General features: G+C 61.7%; 14 protein-coding genes. 7 read left to right on the plus strand and 7 right to left on the minus strand.

The window, feature by feature from the left end:
* Window positions 1-31 precede the first annotated feature (31 nt).
* From ACMDW7_RS11930 to ybeY, 3 genes are all read left to right on the plus strand, one after another.
* On the plus strand, window positions 32-3,058 hold the full coding sequence (locus ACMDW7_RS11930) for a zinc-dependent metalloprotease (RefSeq protein ID WP_377300531.1): 3,027 nt from the start codon (window positions 32-34) through the stop codon (window positions 3,056-3,058).
* 27 nt (window positions 3,059-3,085) lie between these two features.
* Window positions 3,086-4,048 (plus strand): PhoH family protein, encoded by a 963-nt coding sequence (locus tag ACMDW7_RS11935; RefSeq protein WP_377300530.1) that lies wholly within the window; start codon window positions 3,086-3,088, stop codon window positions 4,046-4,048.
* Between the two features lie 139 nt (window positions 4,049-4,187).
* Complete coding sequence (ybeY, locus tag ACMDW7_RS11940; RefSeq protein ID WP_377302485.1) at window positions 4,188-4,631, plus strand: rRNA maturation RNase YbeY; 444 nt, start codon at window positions 4,188-4,190, stop codon at window positions 4,629-4,631.
* 795 nt (window positions 4,632-5,426) lie between these two features.
* On the opposite strand, the gene ACMDW7_RS11945 is transcribed toward ybeY, so the two are convergent.
* The 3 genes from ACMDW7_RS11945 to ACMDW7_RS11955 all read right to left on the minus strand — a co-directional run bounded on the left by ACMDW7_RS11945 (window position 5,427) and on the right by ACMDW7_RS11955 (window position 8,227).
* On the minus strand, window positions 5,427-5,804 hold the full coding sequence (locus tag ACMDW7_RS11945) for a DUF6794 domain-containing protein (protein ID WP_377300529.1): 378 nt from the start codon (window positions 5,802-5,804) through the stop codon (window positions 5,427-5,429).
* Between the two features lie 255 nt (window positions 5,805-6,059).
* Complete coding sequence (locus ACMDW7_RS11950; protein ID WP_377300528.1) at window positions 6,060-6,578, minus strand: hypothetical protein; 519 nt, start codon at window positions 6,576-6,578, stop codon at window positions 6,060-6,062.
* Window positions 6,579-7,294: 716 nt separating this feature from the next.
* Window positions 7,295-8,227, minus strand: coding sequence for an alpha/beta hydrolase family protein (locus tag ACMDW7_RS11955; protein ID WP_377300527.1), 933 nt, complete (start codon window positions 8,225-8,227; stop codon window positions 7,295-7,297).
* A gap of 251 nt (window positions 8,228-8,478) precedes the next feature.
* Between ACMDW7_RS11955 and ACMDW7_RS11960 the strand changes: the two genes are divergently transcribed.
* A complete protein-coding gene (locus ACMDW7_RS11960) occupies window positions 8,479-8,883 on the plus strand; it encodes a hypothetical protein (protein ID WP_377300526.1) in 405 nt (134 codons plus the stop codon).
* Between the two features lie 136 nt (window positions 8,884-9,019).
* Here the strand turns inward: ACMDW7_RS11960 and ACMDW7_RS11965 are convergent, their stop codons facing one another.
* The gene (locus ACMDW7_RS11965; protein WP_377300525.1) at window positions 9,020-9,340 is read right to left on the minus strand and encodes a hypothetical protein; all 321 of its coding nucleotides are present in this window, start codon (window positions 9,338-9,340) and stop codon (window positions 9,020-9,022) included.
* 191 nt (window positions 9,341-9,531) lie between these two features.
* Complete coding sequence (locus ACMDW7_RS11970; protein WP_377300524.1) at window positions 9,532-10,161, minus strand: hypothetical protein; 630 nt, start codon at window positions 10,159-10,161, stop codon at window positions 9,532-9,534.
* A gap of 95 nt (window positions 10,162-10,256) precedes the next feature.
* On the opposite strand from ACMDW7_RS11970, the gene ACMDW7_RS11975 reads away from it, so the two are divergent.
* Window positions 10,257-10,550: a hypothetical protein gene (locus ACMDW7_RS11975; protein ID WP_377300523.1), complete on the plus strand. Its 294-nt coding sequence runs from the start codon at window positions 10,257-10,259 to the stop codon at window positions 10,548-10,550.
* A gap of 1,301 nt (window positions 10,551-11,851) precedes the next feature.
* On the opposite strand, the gene ACMDW7_RS11980 is transcribed toward ACMDW7_RS11975, so the two are convergent.
* Both ACMDW7_RS11980 and ACMDW7_RS11985 read right to left on the minus strand, forming a co-directional pair.
* Entirely contained in the window at window positions 11,852-12,109 is a 258-nt protein-coding gene (locus tag ACMDW7_RS11980) for a hypothetical protein (RefSeq protein ID WP_377300522.1), read from the minus strand.
* A gap of 100 nt (window positions 12,110-12,209) precedes the next feature.
* A complete protein-coding gene (locus tag ACMDW7_RS11985) occupies window positions 12,210-12,539 on the minus strand; it encodes a hypothetical protein (protein WP_414859548.1) in 330 nt (109 codons plus the stop codon).
* 703 nt (window positions 12,540-13,242) lie between these two features.
* On the opposite strand from ACMDW7_RS11985, the gene ACMDW7_RS11990 reads away from it, so the two are divergent.
* Window positions 13,243-14,139, plus strand: coding sequence for an HlyC/CorC family transporter (locus ACMDW7_RS11990; protein ID WP_377300520.1), 897 nt, complete (start codon window positions 13,243-13,245; stop codon window positions 14,137-14,139).
* Entirely contained in the window at window positions 14,136-15,704 is a 1,569-nt protein-coding gene (gene lnt / locus ACMDW7_RS11995) for an apolipoprotein N-acyltransferase (RefSeq protein WP_377300519.1), read from the plus strand. Before ACMDW7_RS11990 ends, lnt begins: the two co-directional genes overlap by 4 nt.
* Window positions 15,705-15,707 lie beyond the last annotated feature (3 nt).

Genomic DNA, 15,707 nt, shown 5'->3' on the forward strand with positions numbered 1-15,707 from the left:
GCGACGCATTGCCGGAACTGCACCACAACGCATGACACGCCACCCGCCGCTGGTGCCCACGACCGTGGCCGACACCGCCGCGCTGTGGTTTGATTCGCGCTCCCGCGCATCAGTCTGGCGGGTGCAGCCCGTCACCCGGATGCACCCCGCAGGCGCCGCGCGCGACGCAACCCGCGACTGTTCCGCCTCACCACCACCGACAGGCCCCGCCACCATGCTCTCGCCGCGTTCCTCCTTTCCTCTGGCTCCCATCACCCTGGCTGTCTCGCTCGCGCTGAGCGGCTGCGCCATCTCCGTGGAGGCGCCGCAGTCTGCGCCCGCCCCGGTGGCTGCACCGGCTGCGGCCCCGGTGGCTGCAGCAGCCCCCGCGGCACCGCGCCCCGCCGCAGCACCCGGTGCGCCCGGTGCCGCGCCTGCTGCACAGACAGCCGGTGCGCCTGCAGCGGCCGCACCCGGCGCCACGCCGCCCGCCGGTGCCGGCGCGCCGGCCCCCGGCGCCCTGCGCCCCTTCGCGGAAGTCAGCCGCGACGCCAAGCGCAAGGACGGCTTCCTGCCGCTGTGGACCAAGGATGAGCGCGTGCTGATCGAGATCAGCCCCGAGCAGCTCAACAAGCCCATGTTCTTCGCCGTGAACGTGATGAACGGCATTGGCGAGCCGCAGCTCATGGGCGGTCTGATGGGCGGCAGCTGGGGCGTGGGCCGCAGCCAGGTGGTGGAACTGCGCCGCGTGGGCAACACCCTGCAGGTGATCGCGCAGAACCTGGCCGGCGTGGCCAAGCCCGGTACGCCGAACGCCCTGAGCGTCGAGCAGAACTTCTCCGACAGCCTGATCGGCAGCATTCCGGTGCTGTCGGCCCCGCACCCCGAGCGCAAGACCTTCCTGGTGGAAGCCAACGCCCTGCTGTTCACGGACATTCCCTACACGGGTGGCGTGCTGGAGCGCAACTACCGCCAGAACTACGCCATCGATGCGCGCAACAGCAGCATCGAGAAGACCTGGTCCGAAGCCGACCGCGTGGCCTTCAGCGTCAAGGCGCACTACGGCACCGCACGCATTGCCACGCCGCAGCCGCCCATGCCGGGCGCCGCGCCGCTCCCCCCCGGTGCGCCGGTGCCCTCCGTGCCGATCACCCTGCCTGATCCGCGCAGCCTGTTCTTCACGTACTACTACAGCTTCTCGGCGCTGCCGGCCCAGCCCATGCGCGCCCGCGCCGCTGACCCGCGTGTCGGCTTCTTCACCACCCCGGTCTGGGACTTCGACAACGAGAAGTCGCCCACGGCGCGCATGCACCAGGTGAACCGCTGGCGCCTGGAGAAGAAAGACCCCAACGCCGCGATCTCCGAGCCCGTCAAGCCCATCACCTTCTGGCTGGACCGCAACATCCCCGAGCAGTACCGCGAGCCCATCCGCCAGGGCGTGCTGGAGTGGAACAAGGCCTTCGAGAAGGCTGGCTTCAAGAACGCCGTGCGTGTGGAAATGCAGCCGGCCGATGCCGACTGGGACACCGCCGACGTGCGCCGCGCGTCCATCCGCTGGCAGACCGTGCCGCGCTCGGCCTACGGCGCCATCGGCCCCTCGCAGGTGGACCCGCGCTCCGGTGAGATTCTGGATGCCGACATCGCCTTCGACGCCAACACCGTGCGCAACCTGCGCCTGTTTGCCACCGAAGCCGCCGGCACCCTGGCCGGTGCCGGCAACGCCAACATGATCCCCGGCACCGCAGCTGGCGAGCAGGCGTATTGCGACATCGGCGCCGCCTCGGCCCACGAGCTGGGCTTTGCGCTGGATGTGCTTGAGTCCCGTGGTGACATCGACCTCGACAACAAGGGCGCCGACCAGTTTGTCTTTGGCTGGCTCAAGGAAACCGCGATGCACGAGGTGGGCCACACCCTGGGCATGCGCCACAACTTCCGCGCCTCCACCATCCACCCGCTGGCCAAGCTGCGTGACCCGGCCTTCGTCAAGGCCAATGGCATCACGGGTTCAGTCATGGAGTACCCCGCGTTCAACCTGAACCGCGCCGGCAAGCCGCAAGGCCCCTACTTCATGGAGACGGTGGGCGCCTACGACATCTGGGCCATCCAGTACGCCTACACGCCCTTCACGCCGGAGCAGGAAGCCGCCGAACTCGCCAAGATCGCCGGCCGCAGCGCCGAGCCGCAGCTGGCCTATTCGTCCGACGAAGAGAACTTCGAGGGCATGGACCCGCTGGTGAACCAGTTCGATCTGGGTGACGATCCGCTGGCCTTTGCCAAGGAACGCTTTGCCATCGTGGAAGACCTCTGGAGCCGCGCGCAGAGCCGCCAGCTCAAGCCGGGCCAGAGCTTTGCCACCCTGCGCCGCCAGGTACAGCGCGGCATGACGGAAATGCGCCGCGCATCAAGCATCACCGCCCGCTACGTGGGTGGCGCCAATGTGGTGCGTGACTTTGCGGGCACCAACCGCAACCCCATCACGCCCGTGCCCGCCGCCAAGCAGCGCGAGGCCCTGCAGACCCTGGCTACCAACGTGCTCTCCACCAACGCGTTCAAGTTCAAGCCGGACTTCGTGCAGAAGCTCACGGCCAACCGCCTTGAGATCAGCGACTCGGCCGCCGGTGGTGGCCAGCCGCTCACCACCGAGTACCGCCTGGCCAATGAAGTGCTGACCACCCAGCGCGCCGTGCTCGCCCAGCTGCTCAACGACCGCACCGCCACCAACCTGCTGGAGAACGCCCTGCGTGACACCGGCAACCCGATGCGCCTGTCCGAGGTGTACGAAACCGTGCGTGGCGCAGTGTGGTCTGAGCTGGCGAGCGGTGCCGACATTGGCCAGTTCCGTCGCAACCTGCAGCGCGAGCACGTGCGTGCACTGAGCGAGCAGCTGGTGCGCCCCGCGCCCAACATGCCGGCCGATGCCAAGGCCCTGATGCGCGAACAGGCCCGCAGCCTGCTGGCGCAGCTCAAGGCCGCTGCCGCCAAGGGCAACCGCTCGCCCGAAGCCCGCGCCCACCTGGCCGAAAGTGCCAACACCCTGCAAGAGGCCCTGAGCGCACCGCTGATGCGCACCGGCGCCTGAGCAGGCACGCAAGGAACCCCGCCCCGCATGAGTACCGTCACCCAGCTCTTTGACGCTGCCAGCCTCTCCAATGCCGAGCTCGCACACCTGTGCGGGCCCATGGACGAGAACCTGAGGCAGATTGAAGCCGGGCTGGACGTGACGATTGCGCGGCGGGGCGCGCAGTTCACCGTGCGCGGCACCGGCATCACCACCGGCCGCGCCCTGCGCGTGCTGGAGCACTTTGCCGGCGTGGCGCACCGCGCCATTGATGTGGAAGAGATCCAGCTCGCAATGATCGAGATGGGCGCCGCCCAGCCCATCAGCATCGATGGCGACGGCACCGAGGGCACCGTGCTGCGCGTGCGCCGCGCGGGCCTGACCGGCCGCACGCCCAACCAGCGCCAGTACCTGCAGCAGATCCTGGGGCATGACATCAGCTTCGGCATCGGCCCCGCCGGCACCGGCAAGACCTACCTGGCCGTGGCCTGCGCCGTGGACGCGCTGGAGCGCGAGGCGGTCAAACGCATCGTGCTCACCCGCCCGGCCGTGGAAGCCGGCGAGCGCCTGGGTTTTCTGCCCGGCGATTTGGCGCAGAAGGTGGACCCCTACCTGCGCCCCCTGTACGACGCGCTCTATGACCTCTACGGCCTGGAGCGCACGCAGAAGGCCATCGACAAGCAGATCATCGAGATCGCACCCCTGGCCTACATGCGTGGCCGCACCCTGAACCACGCCTTCATCATCCTGGACGAGGCGCAGAACACCACGCCCGAGCAGATGAAGATGTTTCTCACCCGCATCGGCTTCGGCAGCAAGGCCGTGGTCACGGGCGACGTGAGCCAGATTGACCTGCCGCGCGGCAGCAAGAGCGGCCTGATCGACGCGCGGCGCATCCTGGTGGGCGTGCGCGGTATTGCGTTTACTGAATTCAATTCCAGCGACGTCGTGCGCCACCCCCTGGTCGCCCGCATCGTGGACGCCTATGCCGAGCACGAGAGCAAGCAGTAAGGCCGCCGGCGCCACGCGCGCCAACGCGGGCCAGGCCAAGGCCAGGGCCACGCTCAAGCCCCAGAAGAGCCAAAAGCCCAAAACGCCCCGGCCGCCCCAAGAGCGCCAGAAGCCGCCAAAGCCCCAGAAGCCACTCAATCTGCGCCTGGCCCTGCAGGCCGCAGACATTGACGACACCCTGCTCCCCGCCCGCAGCGCCCTGCGCCGCTGGGTGTTGCGCGCCCTGCAGGCCGACGCAGAACTCACCCTGCGCTTCGTCGGCCGCCGCGAAGGCCGCAGCCTGAACCGCGACCACCGCGGCCGTGACTACGCCACCAACGTGCTCACCTTTGAATACGGCACCGGCCCAGACGGCCTGCTGCGCGGCGACATCGTCATCTGCCTGCCCGTGGTCATTGCAGAAGCCAAGGCCCAGAAGAAAACCCTGCGCCAGCATCTGGCCCACATGGTGGTGCACGGCACCCTGCACGCCCAGGGGCACGACCACATCGAAGACGACCAAGCCGAGGCCATGGAGCAGCTGGAGCGCCAGATTCTGGCCGGGCTGCGCGTGCCGGATCCCTACGGCGTAAGTCTCGTCTGAGGGCGGCTTATATCGTTACGCCACTCGTGCGTCACTTTTACGTCCCTAACTCGAGACGCCGCTTTCCAGATCTTCACCGATGAGTGATAGGCGAGACTCAGTTCATGGGCTGTGCTCCAACTGATTGCTACAGCTGGGCCACCTCCATATCCCTCTTGAACTGGCGTCACGCCTGGAGTCCGGTCCGCGATCAAGACATGACCTAGGAATTCATCTCCGCGATCGGTCAGTCTGTAGATCGCGACTTTGGTCGTTAGCCCTTCGTACTCACCGCAAACCCTAGAAATTCTGGTTGCTTTGTACTTTCCGTCTGGGGAGGCAATATCTTCAATCCGTCGATCGCTGCATGGCCCGCTGTTTAGGCTATAGATTCCAACGCCAAGCCATGCGACACCCAACACCACCAAAAGAGCACGAACGTATTTCATCGTTCCTAAAACAGCTGGGAATTCCGGGAAATAGGGTCAGGACTTGCCTTTTCCCCACCACAAAATAGGTTGAATTCGGACGAACAAAACGGCCTACACCTTTTGCCGCAGCTCCGCACGCTGCATGCGAAAAATCAGGTATCACTGCAGAAAATAAGATCAATTTCGGACACGCTGAAAAAGGGCAAACGGCAAGATCTACCTTCAAATGCGGCTTATGTGGCCTGCCAGCTTCGTAGATTCCACATCGGCACGCGACGGCCTCGAACCCACTTCAGATGCCGGATACGCGACGGCAGATTTCTCTCCCAGCCAGCACTCAACGATCAGATCTTGCTGTGCTTTGGGGGAGTCTATATAAGAATTGTTAGACGCCGCTTTCATTCAGTGGCCGTTGCTCTTCCAGCAGCCTCATGCCTGCTTCTTTGTCGGCTTCCGACCAAATAATCAAGTGTCGTTCGAAGGCTAAATCCAACATTTCTCTCGTAGGTTCAATCTTAAGTAGATGCCACCAGTACAGTTTTGATAGCAAGGAACTTACGCCATCTGGATTGCCAAAGATCAAACCCAACTCATTCCCTACGCTTCCTTCAGACGCGTAGATGAATTTGTTGCGGATCACCAAGCCGAGACCGTAATGTAATCTTGTGAAGTTTTCCTCGGTAGTTTCTACGATCCATTGTTTATCGGAGGGCGACAGGTGACTGTCGAGCTCTGAGAAGATGCGGTGTACTTGCGGATTCATGAGGGAAATGGGGGAAACGGGGAAATGGGGTCAGAATGGGGAAATGAGTTTCGGGAAATGGGGTCAGGTCTTGCTTTTTGCCTATAGCGGAATAGGTTGAATTCGTCCGCAAGGTGCGGACGGCAACTTGCACCGGCGCGCCGCACTGAAAGAGGCAAAAGGTAAGACCTGACCCTGTACAGACTTGACCCTGAACAGACTCGCTGACCATGAACGGATTCGGATTTGTCGCGCTGCGTTGCTTTGACCAAGCGGTTACGCGTCATCGCGAATTAAGTCTGCAATGCGTCCGCTTGGCAGACGAACTGGCCCTCGTAAAGTTGGGTCGCTCGCCAAGTGCTCATCAAGCAGTTCAAAACACGCTTCTCTATGTTTCTCAAGAAGCGCCGAGTCTCGAGTCTCGTAGTACTCGCCCTCGTCAATGACAGTTAGTTCTTCAAAGTATGGGCGAAGTTGATCGAGCAGATTGACAAGCTCTTCGTGGACAGACTGGGGCGCGAACTGCGTCTTTGTGTACTCCTGAAGGTATAGATCGTCGTCGAACTCAAGACGAATCGGTTCACTACTGGGGTGAGGTTGCAACTCGATTCCCTTCGTTGGTCCCTCGTAGTCCCAGTCCTGCTCGTTCCGCACTCGACTGAGCTTGGCATGGGCGTAGTTGAAGTACTCCGTTGGCCAACCACGGCTTGCCGCGAAACTTGCTGCGGTAGAGAGGGCCGCCTCATAGTCCAAAGGACTCTTCAGTCGGCCTTCGAAATGAATCGTGATTCCCATATGGCGGCTACCGTTTTAAACAGCGGGCGTGGACTGGCTTGCCGCTCCACGCCCTGCTGATTGAATGGTTAGGGCTCGTATACAACATCGAACCCATTTGATGAGTCGTACATGAACCTGCCCGCTAGGCCTTGCCTATTAAGTGCAGACGTCCATGCCGCAGCCAGCACCTGCCCTAGAGCAGCACATAGCTCAGGGGAGCGGCCAGCTGCGGAGTTGTGATGCAACAAGTCAACGTGAAAGCAGTCGAGCGGCACGCCGCCGTCTGACATGGCAAAGCGGGCCACCGGTATGCCATTTGAAATTGTTAGAACCGGAAAGAAGAGCGCCGCATACGCAAGCGATATGAAGTAGTCGCCATGGGTAGCGACCAGACTCTCTGCGGCGCCCAAGTGTGAGCCATAAGACTGCCCCGCTTGCAAAACAAGCTGGTGCCGCACAGCTTCGATTGCGTTGCCTATCGAGTCACTCACCCTAGAGCCCTAACTAGATATAGACCGCAAACCTGCGACACAAACCGGCGCCTGCGGTCCAACCCAAGCCCGTCGCAACCTGCAGATCCAGCAACGGCACGAGTCCGCACCAAATCACTGTTCTCGCGGGCGGTACTCAACGAGTTCACAAACCCTGCAGGCCGCCCAAGTCTATCTGGCGGCTTGGGTGTGCGCGAGCACCGCGGCACTGCTACCCAAGCAGGCGCCAGCCGATGCGCCGCCCTACTTCCCCAGCCCCTGCGCAGCCTCAACCATGAGGGCGAGCGTGGCCTGGCCCTGGGGTTCCTTGGGGTGCAGGATGCGGAAGTGGCCGCCGCGCTCCGGGCGGATGGATTGGATGGGGTCGCCGGCGGCCTTGGCGCGGTCCATGTAGGGCTGCATCAGGTCCCAGAACGCGCCTTGCACGAAGTACTGCTTCACGCCCAGCGGCAGGTGGTCCTGGGGGGTGGCGTCGCGGTAGCGCGCGGGCACCTGCTGCGGGGTGCCGCCCATGAAGGGCACGATCACGGGCTTGCCGCACTCCTCGGCATCCACGCCGATGAACTCGGCCAGGGCGCCGGGCCCGTCGATGGCGACCACGGCCTTGGGCAGCAGCGGGTTGGATACGGCAATCTCGCTGCCTGCAGCCAGCTTGCCGCGCATGGCGCTCCACAGCGCAAGATGCGCGCCGGCGGAGTGGCCGGCCACCAGCAGGCGGTTGGGGTCGATGGGGTAGCGCTGGGCCAGGCCACGCACGGCGTCCACCGCGGCGCCCACGTCACGCAGCGTGCCCGGCCAGCCACCGCCGGCGTCGCCCACCACGCGGTAGCGGATATTGAGCGAGGCAATGCCGCGCTGGGTGAGCGCATCGGCCAGCGGCGCCAGGTCTGTGCTGGCGCCAAACGCCGCGTTCCAGCAGCCGCCATGGATCAGCACCGCCACAGGAAACGGCCCCGGCCCGGCCGGCACGCGCAAATCCGCCGTCTGCTTGGGCTCGCTGCCGTAGCGGAGGGTTTCTGTGGGCGCAGACACCGGCGTGCGCTTGAGCCCCGGCGGGCCATACACATACATGGCATACGCAGACCGCGCATAGGGCCAGGCCAGATAGCCGCCCACCACCACCAGCGCGAGGGCTGCGCTCCAGATCCACTTCGCTTTCTTGCTCAGGGTGCTCATGGGGTGTCTTTGGGGTGGGGTTCGGGCGGAGCGTCACGTGCCGGGGGTGGGGGGAGCGGGGTCAGCGGGCGAATGGGGGTGGAGTTCGCCGCTTGGTCAGTTCGGAATGGGTTGAATTCGGACGCATTGTGCGGATCACGATTTTCGCCGAAGAAGCGCATCAGACAAGCGGAAATTCAGGTTTCGGTTCTGGAAAATAGAGCATTTTCAGCCGTTTTCACGCTGGCAAAAGGCAAGACCTGACCCTGAACATGCCGACCCTGAACATGCCCTTTATCTATCACGCGTCCGCGCGAACGATTTGTTTGGCGTCATGCCGCCTCCAGAGTGCGCGCCAGGATTTCGGCTGGCCACAAGCTGAAGTGACCACAGCCCCCGAACTTTGGGTCTGGCTGATACAGCGTTCCCTGCACTACTACCCGTTTCCCACTGAGACGCTTACAGGCAAGTTCGTCAAACTGAAGGCTACCCATGCCCGTACTGATCCAGATCGAGGACTGATAGCCGGCACGTTGTTCCCCTCTCGGCCAGTGATTGAGCGACACGTCTTCGAACTGGAACGTGAACAGCCCAATGATCGAGACATCTCTGCCGGCCAGAGTGGCGAGATTCTCTATAGCTTCGTTGACGGTAAGGGGTTCCACCATGACGCCTAACGTTTGACGTGAGGGGTGGCCGGAGCCGCGAAGCGACGGAGGGTATTTGCAAGCGCAGCTTGTAAAGCGCCCGTCTCGAAGCAAGCGTTAGGCCTTGGCAATGCGCGGCCCATGCTGGCGACGCGAGTTGCAACTGTCATTGCTGCTCCTTGTGCCAATAGAGATGCTCGTGAATCTCTGCAACAACTGCATCGTCGACAAGCGAGAACTCCAGGTATCCCGAGTGCTCGGAGAAGACCGCGGCCATATTTGCCGCCGGCCTCACCACCGCGAACGCGAACATGTACCGATGGGTTGCTCCATCAGGGAATCTCACCTCGACTGACTTCGCAGGAGAGAAGTCGGTCGCGCCAAGGCCGCGGGCAAGCAGTGCATCCTCAGATCGATTCAGCTTCTTGGCGAGTTCTGGCACCCAGTCCTGAAGGACATCGAACCAAGGGCGGTTGGGAAGGATCATGCGACGTCGACTAGGGTTCTCAAGGGTGACGGGCTGAGACCGAGTTCAAGCGTGTCGACCTCTGGCGGGTTCGATACACGCAAGGGTATTCCTCCGAGGCCTAACGTTTGACGTGAGGGGCCGCCGCAGCGGCGAAGCAGCGAAGGGCACCCACAAGCGCAGCTTGTGGGCGGTCCCTCTCGACGAAAGTGTTAGCCCCAGAAGCGCCACCAGGGTGCTTTGGGCATCTCATTGTTTGATGATCTTTCTTCCAACCATTTTTTTTGGAAAGCCTTGATTCGCTCGGTGCGTTCTTGCAAGTAATGTTGGGAACTGGCTTCATCGCGCAAGAAAAAGAGGCTTCCCCAGCCCCAATCAACGAACAATAACTCTTCGAGCCTTTCGATGCTTCGAAAGGCTTCGATCAAGTCTTTTTGCTGACTCTCAGACAGATCATTGATCGTCAGCCAGACATTTGCTGTGTTTTGTTCTTCGTCACTAGCGATAAACACAACACAGGCTCCTTCAAATCCATAGGCTCTGGTATCGGGGCATTCTTCGACATGGGAACTGTAACCAGTTTCCACTCGGTCGAACATTGGAAGATGCTGCGCAAGAGCGGATGAGAACAATTCAAAGCCGATCTTCAGCGAAGATAACGTTTTCGGGCTTTCCCCTCGCATGTACATGGCGGTCCAGCCCACGCCACCTGGTGCTTTGTGTTGCTCGGAGAACTCAGAAATTTTTCGAAGCTCATTGGCGCAATGCTCCCAGTTCTGCGCCGGAAGAATTTCTATCTGACAGTAGTCATCTTCATGGAAGTAGGCTCGAGTAATGCTCATATGGCTGACGTGGAAGTAAGGGGCAGCCGGAGCGACGTGGAGGGAACCATAAGCGCAGCTTGTGGCTGTTCCGCTCGACTGCGGGGTTAGAGATCATGAGTACTCCTCGCATCCTTCTGGCAAAACTGCGCCAACCAGATGGCGGTACCAAACGCCATTGCCATAAACCAAAAACTTGTTTTGGCACAACGCAGACTCCACCAAGTTCCGCAGCAATGAAAGAATGCTTAGCGCTCGAGATCGAAACAATAACGGATTCAGAGGCGCTGGCGGCATGCCGGGAAGAACAACCTCGCCCAAGTGTTCGCGCCACGAGCGTGGCCGCCTCTCTAGATCTTCTTGAAGGGTCGCCAGAGATGGAAGTAACTCTTCAAGATCGGCTTTCTTGAGTATGAACATTACATTGATAGAAGTGATGTCTATACCTGCGTCACGGAGAGCGTAGCTGTTGAAGGTTGGTGCGAAAACCCAGAAGTACCCGTCGCAGTGCGGCGGGCCAGAGTCGAAGCGGAGAAGACTTGATCGCTCCAAAGGCCACAGAGGGTCTCTCCCTTCGGATGAGAAACCAACGGCGTGTCGCATGATCTCTAACGGATAAGTTCAGCGGTGAGCGTAGCGAATCCGCTGCAACGCCGGGTTAGAAAAGGTTTGCCGCCAATGAAACGAAAGGCTGACACGGCAAGCATGGACGAAAAAGAAACTTTATGCATAAAGGGTTAATAAGCTGAAGAACTTACACAAATTTATTTACAGGCTCTTGGTATATGATGGCACCGTAGTCTAAGCGTTAGCGGTACCTAGTGACTACGCACAAGCCACGACCAGTCACTGCTGTCCAAAGCAAGAAAGCAATGTTCAGGGCGATTACAGCCCATGATGTCACGTATGCTTCTTGATGCGAGTCGCGCGAGCCAAAGAAGCACATGGCTTCTCTTTTCGGCGGCCCGCGAGTGCCAGGAAGGTTTTCTGAGGTGCGGGGCACGATGTAGGCGCAGTGGGAAAGATGAGACGGAATCGAGCCGACTTGCGCTGAGTATTGCATGGGAGTAAGCGACGAAGCTAGTAGGTTAATCAAGAGTGCTGCAGCAACCAAGGTTACGACAGCGATGACCTGTAGCACGATCCACCAACTTGATCTAGACGGTGATGTGTTTGACATGGCTCGCGTTACCGCCTTGCATCAGCTGCGTGTGGCAAGGAAGAAAACTTTATAAGAGAACTGACAAAGTCCATAGCTCGATGGTAGACATGGCATTAGCAAAGGTTTGCTGATAATGAAACGAAAGACTGGTACGGCAAGCATGAACGAAAAAAAGCTTTACGCATAGAAAAAGTGTTGAAACAAAACGCCATGATAACCACGCGCTGAAAGAACAGCAACAGGGGAGTAACGCACCCAGAAAAAAACGTGCTGCGCCTTGTACCGAAAACCGAAAGAACAAGCCTACGAGGAATGCGCCTACAAAAGTGGCAAAGCATGATGTACCGAAAACCGAAAGAACAAGCGGATGAGGAACGAAAGACGAACCAGCCCGCTGCAACGTGTAAAGTCTTTGCGATGGTACGACTTCTAACGTTTGAGTTAACCGGCGTGCGCCAGAGTGGCGGAGCCGGGCAAGAATGAAATGATGCCCGGCGCAGCCACGCCGAAGCACGTCCGGTTGAACGAACGGTTAGGCCGCATGAGCACTTATGCAAGCCACTCTTCAATGAATGCCTCGGCTCGCTTTGACAGCACTACCGGCTGGGGCCCGCCGCCCTCAAGAAAGTCGATCATGCGACCTACCGGCCACATGTTGCTTTTCCCATTGAGGAATTCAATGCCGTGCTCGTCGCCTCGGTAGTCATGCCAATAGCGGGCGATAAGAGTGCTGCCCCGGTAGATCAGGTATTTGTACTCGCCAAAGGACTCACGCGGAGCATTGTCACGCTCAACTCGGAAATTCACATGCTCCTCCTTTGTGGCCTAACGTGGAAGTGAGGGGCAGCCGGTGCGAAGCGTAGGGAACCACAAGCGCAGCTTGTGGCTGTCCCGCTCGACTGTAGTGTTATGCAACCGGATGGCGCTGAAAGGAATGCGCTTCCTTCTCATATTCCAGGAACCATGGTTCGAAGTCTGAGAGGTTGTCTGTTGAGCGGTCGACGATGTCGACAACGACTATGCGGCCATTAAGATTTGCATCAAAGCAGAAAAACCTGTCATCGACTTTGGCGAAGGGAATGCAGGCAGGGTTAACGTCAGTGACAAATTGGAGCAAGCGATGGGCGTACTCGGTGTCTGCATCGAGAAACTCAACCGCTGGGTTGTAAAGATACTTCCCGCTCTGTGCCAAAGAAACAAACCGATCTGGATATGCAAACCCGGGGGGGTAGTGCACTCCCGTGGAACAAGCCGAAAGGCTTGCATCGGAACTTTGACAACAGCTCCAGTATTCCCCGATTTATGTCTTGAGAATTGCTTGAGCCAGGAACGCGGTGCAGGAGCGTAAGTAGCTCTTTCTCAGCCCCCCCCGAAAACGTGGATAGATCGAGTAACCACTCTTCGGGGGTGTGTGCCTCAGCCAAGACGCGGTCGGCCCAACTGACGACTTCTGAAATTTGAACGAGACCATTGACGAGGCCATAGGCAAAAATCTCGGATTGGGTTTTGTGGTCGAGCACAGCGGTCCTAAGCGGCATAACTAGATATAGACCGCAAACCTGCGACATAAAAACGGCGCTTGCGGTCTAAATCAAGCCCGTCGCAGCCTGCAGATCCAACACTGGCGCGGGTTCGCGGCAAATCACTGTTCACGCGAGCAGTACTAAACAAACCCACAAACCCGGCAGGCCGCTGAAGTCTATCTGGCGGTTTGCCGGCGCGCGAGGGGTGCTGCGGCGCCGGTCCTCCGCCCGCTGCCAGCGCCTCCATGTGGCCTGGATGCGCCGCTCTGGCACGCGGCAACCACCGCCACCTGCTCAATATGAATGGCAAACGGCTCACTGCACGCAAAAGCCCCCTCAAGTTGCATGCAACCTGCATCCGCTAACCTTTCTGCCTTCTGAACCACCCGCCGGCCCACCTGCGTGCCGGCCCCCTCCATGCCCGACCCCAGTTCCCCTGCCGCGCGGCGCGCGCCCAAGCTGCCCCGTGGTCCTTCGCTGCGTGAGCGGCTGGTTTCGCTGATCAGCGGCGAGCCGGATTCACGTGAAGACCTGGCCGATGTGCTGGACAGCGCGCACAAGCGCGATCTGCTGGACGATGACGCGCTGGCCATGATGCATGGCGTGCTGGCGGTGGGTGAGATGACGGCGGCCGACATCATGGTGCCGCGCCAGCAGATGGATGTGGTGGACATCACCCAGCCGCTGCAGCACTGGCTGGACCAGATCATCGAGACGAGCCACTCGCGCTTTCCGGCGGTGGAAGGCGACGTGGATCACTGCGTGGGCCTGCTGCTGGCCAAGGACCTGCTGCGCCTGACGCGCGACGGCAGCCTGGACCTGCGCAAGCTGCTGCGCCCGGCCATGTTTGTGCCGGAATCCCGCAAGCTCAATCTGCTGCTGCGCGACCTGCGGGTGGGCCGCACGCACATGGCGCTGGTGGTCAATGAGCACGGCGAGGTGGCCGGGCTGATCACCATCGAAGACATCCTGGAGCAGATCGTCGGCGACATCGAGGACGAACACGACGAGGTGCAGGCCGACGACGGCATCGTGCAGATGGACGACGGCACCTGGCGTGTGGATGCCGACACCTCGGTTGCCGAGTTCAACGAGTATTTCCATACCGAACTGAGCGACGGCACGAGCACCACCGTGGGCGGCATCGTGGCTTATGAGTTCGGCCGCGTACCCAAGGTGGGCGAATCCGTGGAGATTGGCGAGCTGCGCTTTCATGTGCAGCGGGCGGACGCACGGCGCGTGGACATCCTGCGCGTGGAGCGCACGCCCACACTGGCTGAGCGCGACGCCGGCCAGGACGAACCTGCGGCATGAAGCCCGCGTTCCGCCTGGCCCTGGCCGCCGCGGCTGGCGGCCTGCAGACCCTGAGCTTTGCGCCGGTGGGCGCCTGGTGGCTGCAACCCTTCACCCTGGCCGTGCTCTGGTGGCTGGCGGCCACGGGCGGCGGCCTGCGCGCGGCGGCGCTGGCCGGCTTTGTGTTCGGGCTCACGCACTTTCTCACGGGCTTCTGGTGGGTGTATGTGTCCATGCACACCTTTGGTGAGATGCCCGCCGCGCTGGCCGGCTTTGCCACGGTGGCACTCGCCGCGTACATGGCGCTGTACCCGGCGCTCACAGCCTTTGTCACGCGCTGGCTGGGGCAGCCGCGCGGGCTGAGCGCGCCCGCGCCCACGCGCTGGTCGCCCATTGTGTTTGCCTGCGCCTGGTTCCTGACGGAGTTTCTGGGCCGCGGCGTGTTTCTCACGGGCTTTCCGTGGCTGGCGGCGGGCTATGCGCACACGGACGGCTTGTTCACGGGCTGGGCCACCGTGTTCGGCGTCTACGGCACGAGCCTGGTGATGGCCCTGCTGGCGGGCAGCATCGGGCTGGCGTGGATGCAGCGCGGCCGGGCGACGGTGAATGCCGTGCTGCTCGCCGCCATCGTGCTGATTGTCGGCAGCGTGGCGCGGCCTACCGCCACCCAAACCGCCGCCGCCCCCGACAAGCTCCCCGCCCTCTCCGTGCGCCTGCTGCAAGGCAACGTGCCGCAGAGCATGAAGTTCGAGCAGAGCACGATCATTCGCGCGGCGGAGGAGTACATCGCCGCGACGCGCGCCAAGCCGGCGGATCTGATCGTGCTGCCGGAAACCGCCTTTGCCACCACGCCCGAGCGCTTTGTGAGCGCCTATGAGCAGCTAGCCCTGGCCGCGCGGGACACCGGCAGTACGGTGCTGGTGGGCGCGCCCATCTTTGTGGGTGAGACGCCCTACAACGCCGTGATCGGCTACGGGCCGGGTGGCGAGCGGCTGCCGCTGGCCTACAGCAAGCAGCACCTGGTGCCCTTTGGCGAGTTTGTGCCCTTGGGTTTCCAGTGGTTTGTGGACATGATGAAGATGCCGCTGGGCAACTTTGGCCGCGGCACGGCAGACCAGCAGCCCTTTGTAGTCAAGGGCGTGAAGGTGATGCCCAACGTCTGCTACGAAGACGTGTTTGGCAACGAGATGCGCGACGAAGCGGCCCGCGCGGACGTGCTGCTCAATGTGAGCAACCTGGCCTGGTTTGGCACCAGCTGGGCCATGCCGCAGCACCTGCAGATTGCGCGCATGCGCTCCATTGAGCTGGGCCGGCCCAGCCTGCGCGCCACCAACACCGGCGTGACGGCCGCCATCGACCTCACCGGCCGCGTGCTCGCCGAGCTGCCGCTCAACACCCAGGGCAGCCTGGACACCACCTTGCGCGTTGAAAAGCGCGACACGCTGTACCTGCAGGTAGGCGACTGGCCGCTGCTGGCCCTGACCCTGCTGCTGCTGGCCCTGCGCTTCCGCGAGCGGCGCCAGCAACCCCCGCCGGCTGCCGCCAAGCGCGGCGCCGAGGACGTGGACTACCGCGAGGCCGCGTAGCAA

The sequence above is a fragment of the Piscinibacterium candidicorallinum genome (assembly GCF_047549485.1).
GTDB lineage: Bacteria > Pseudomonadota > Gammaproteobacteria > Burkholderiales > Burkholderiaceae_C > Piscinibacterium > Piscinibacterium candidicorallinum.

What these genes read in the sequence shown, in the direction of transcription:
- ACMDW7_RS11945 (WP_377300529.1), bottom strand. Translation starts at nt 5,804, where the DNA reads ATGAATCCGCAAGTACACCGCATCTTCTCAGAGCTCGACAGTCACCTG.
- ACMDW7_RS11935 (WP_377300530.1), top strand. Translation starts at nt 3,086, where the DNA reads ATGAGTACCGTCACCCAGCTCTTTGACGCTGCCAGCCTCTCCAATGCC.
- ACMDW7_RS11965 (WP_377300525.1), bottom strand. Translation starts at nt 9,340, where the DNA reads ATGATCCTTCCCAACCGCCCTTGGTTCGATGTCCTTCAGGACTGGGTG.
- ACMDW7_RS11930 (WP_377300531.1), top strand. Translation starts at nt 32, where the DNA reads ATGACACGCCACCCGCCGCTGGTGCCCACGACCGTGGCCGACACCGCC.
- lnt (WP_377300519.1), top strand. Translation starts at nt 14,136, where the DNA reads ATGAAGCCCGCGTTCCGCCTGGCCCTGGCCGCCGCGGCTGGCGGCCTG.
- ACMDW7_RS11950 (WP_377300528.1), bottom strand. Translation starts at nt 6,578, where the DNA reads ATGGGAATCACGATTCATTTCGAAGGCCGACTGAAGAGTCCTTTGGAC.
- ACMDW7_RS11955 (WP_377300527.1), bottom strand. Translation starts at nt 8,227, where the DNA reads ATGAGCACCCTGAGCAAGAAAGCGAAGTGGATCTGGAGCGCAGCCCTC.
- ACMDW7_RS11990 (WP_377300520.1), top strand. Translation starts at nt 13,243, where the DNA reads ATGCCCGACCCCAGTTCCCCTGCCGCGCGGCGCGCGCCCAAGCTGCCC.
- ACMDW7_RS11960 (WP_377300526.1), top strand. Translation starts at nt 8,479, where the DNA reads ATGCCGACCCTGAACATGCCCTTTATCTATCACGCGTCCGCGCGAACG.
- ACMDW7_RS11975 (WP_377300523.1), top strand. Translation starts at nt 10,257, where the DNA reads ATGAGTACTCCTCGCATCCTTCTGGCAAAACTGCGCCAACCAGATGGC.
- ACMDW7_RS11970 (WP_377300524.1), bottom strand. Translation starts at nt 10,161, where the DNA reads ATGAGCATTACTCGAGCCTACTTCCATGAAGATGACTACTGTCAGATA.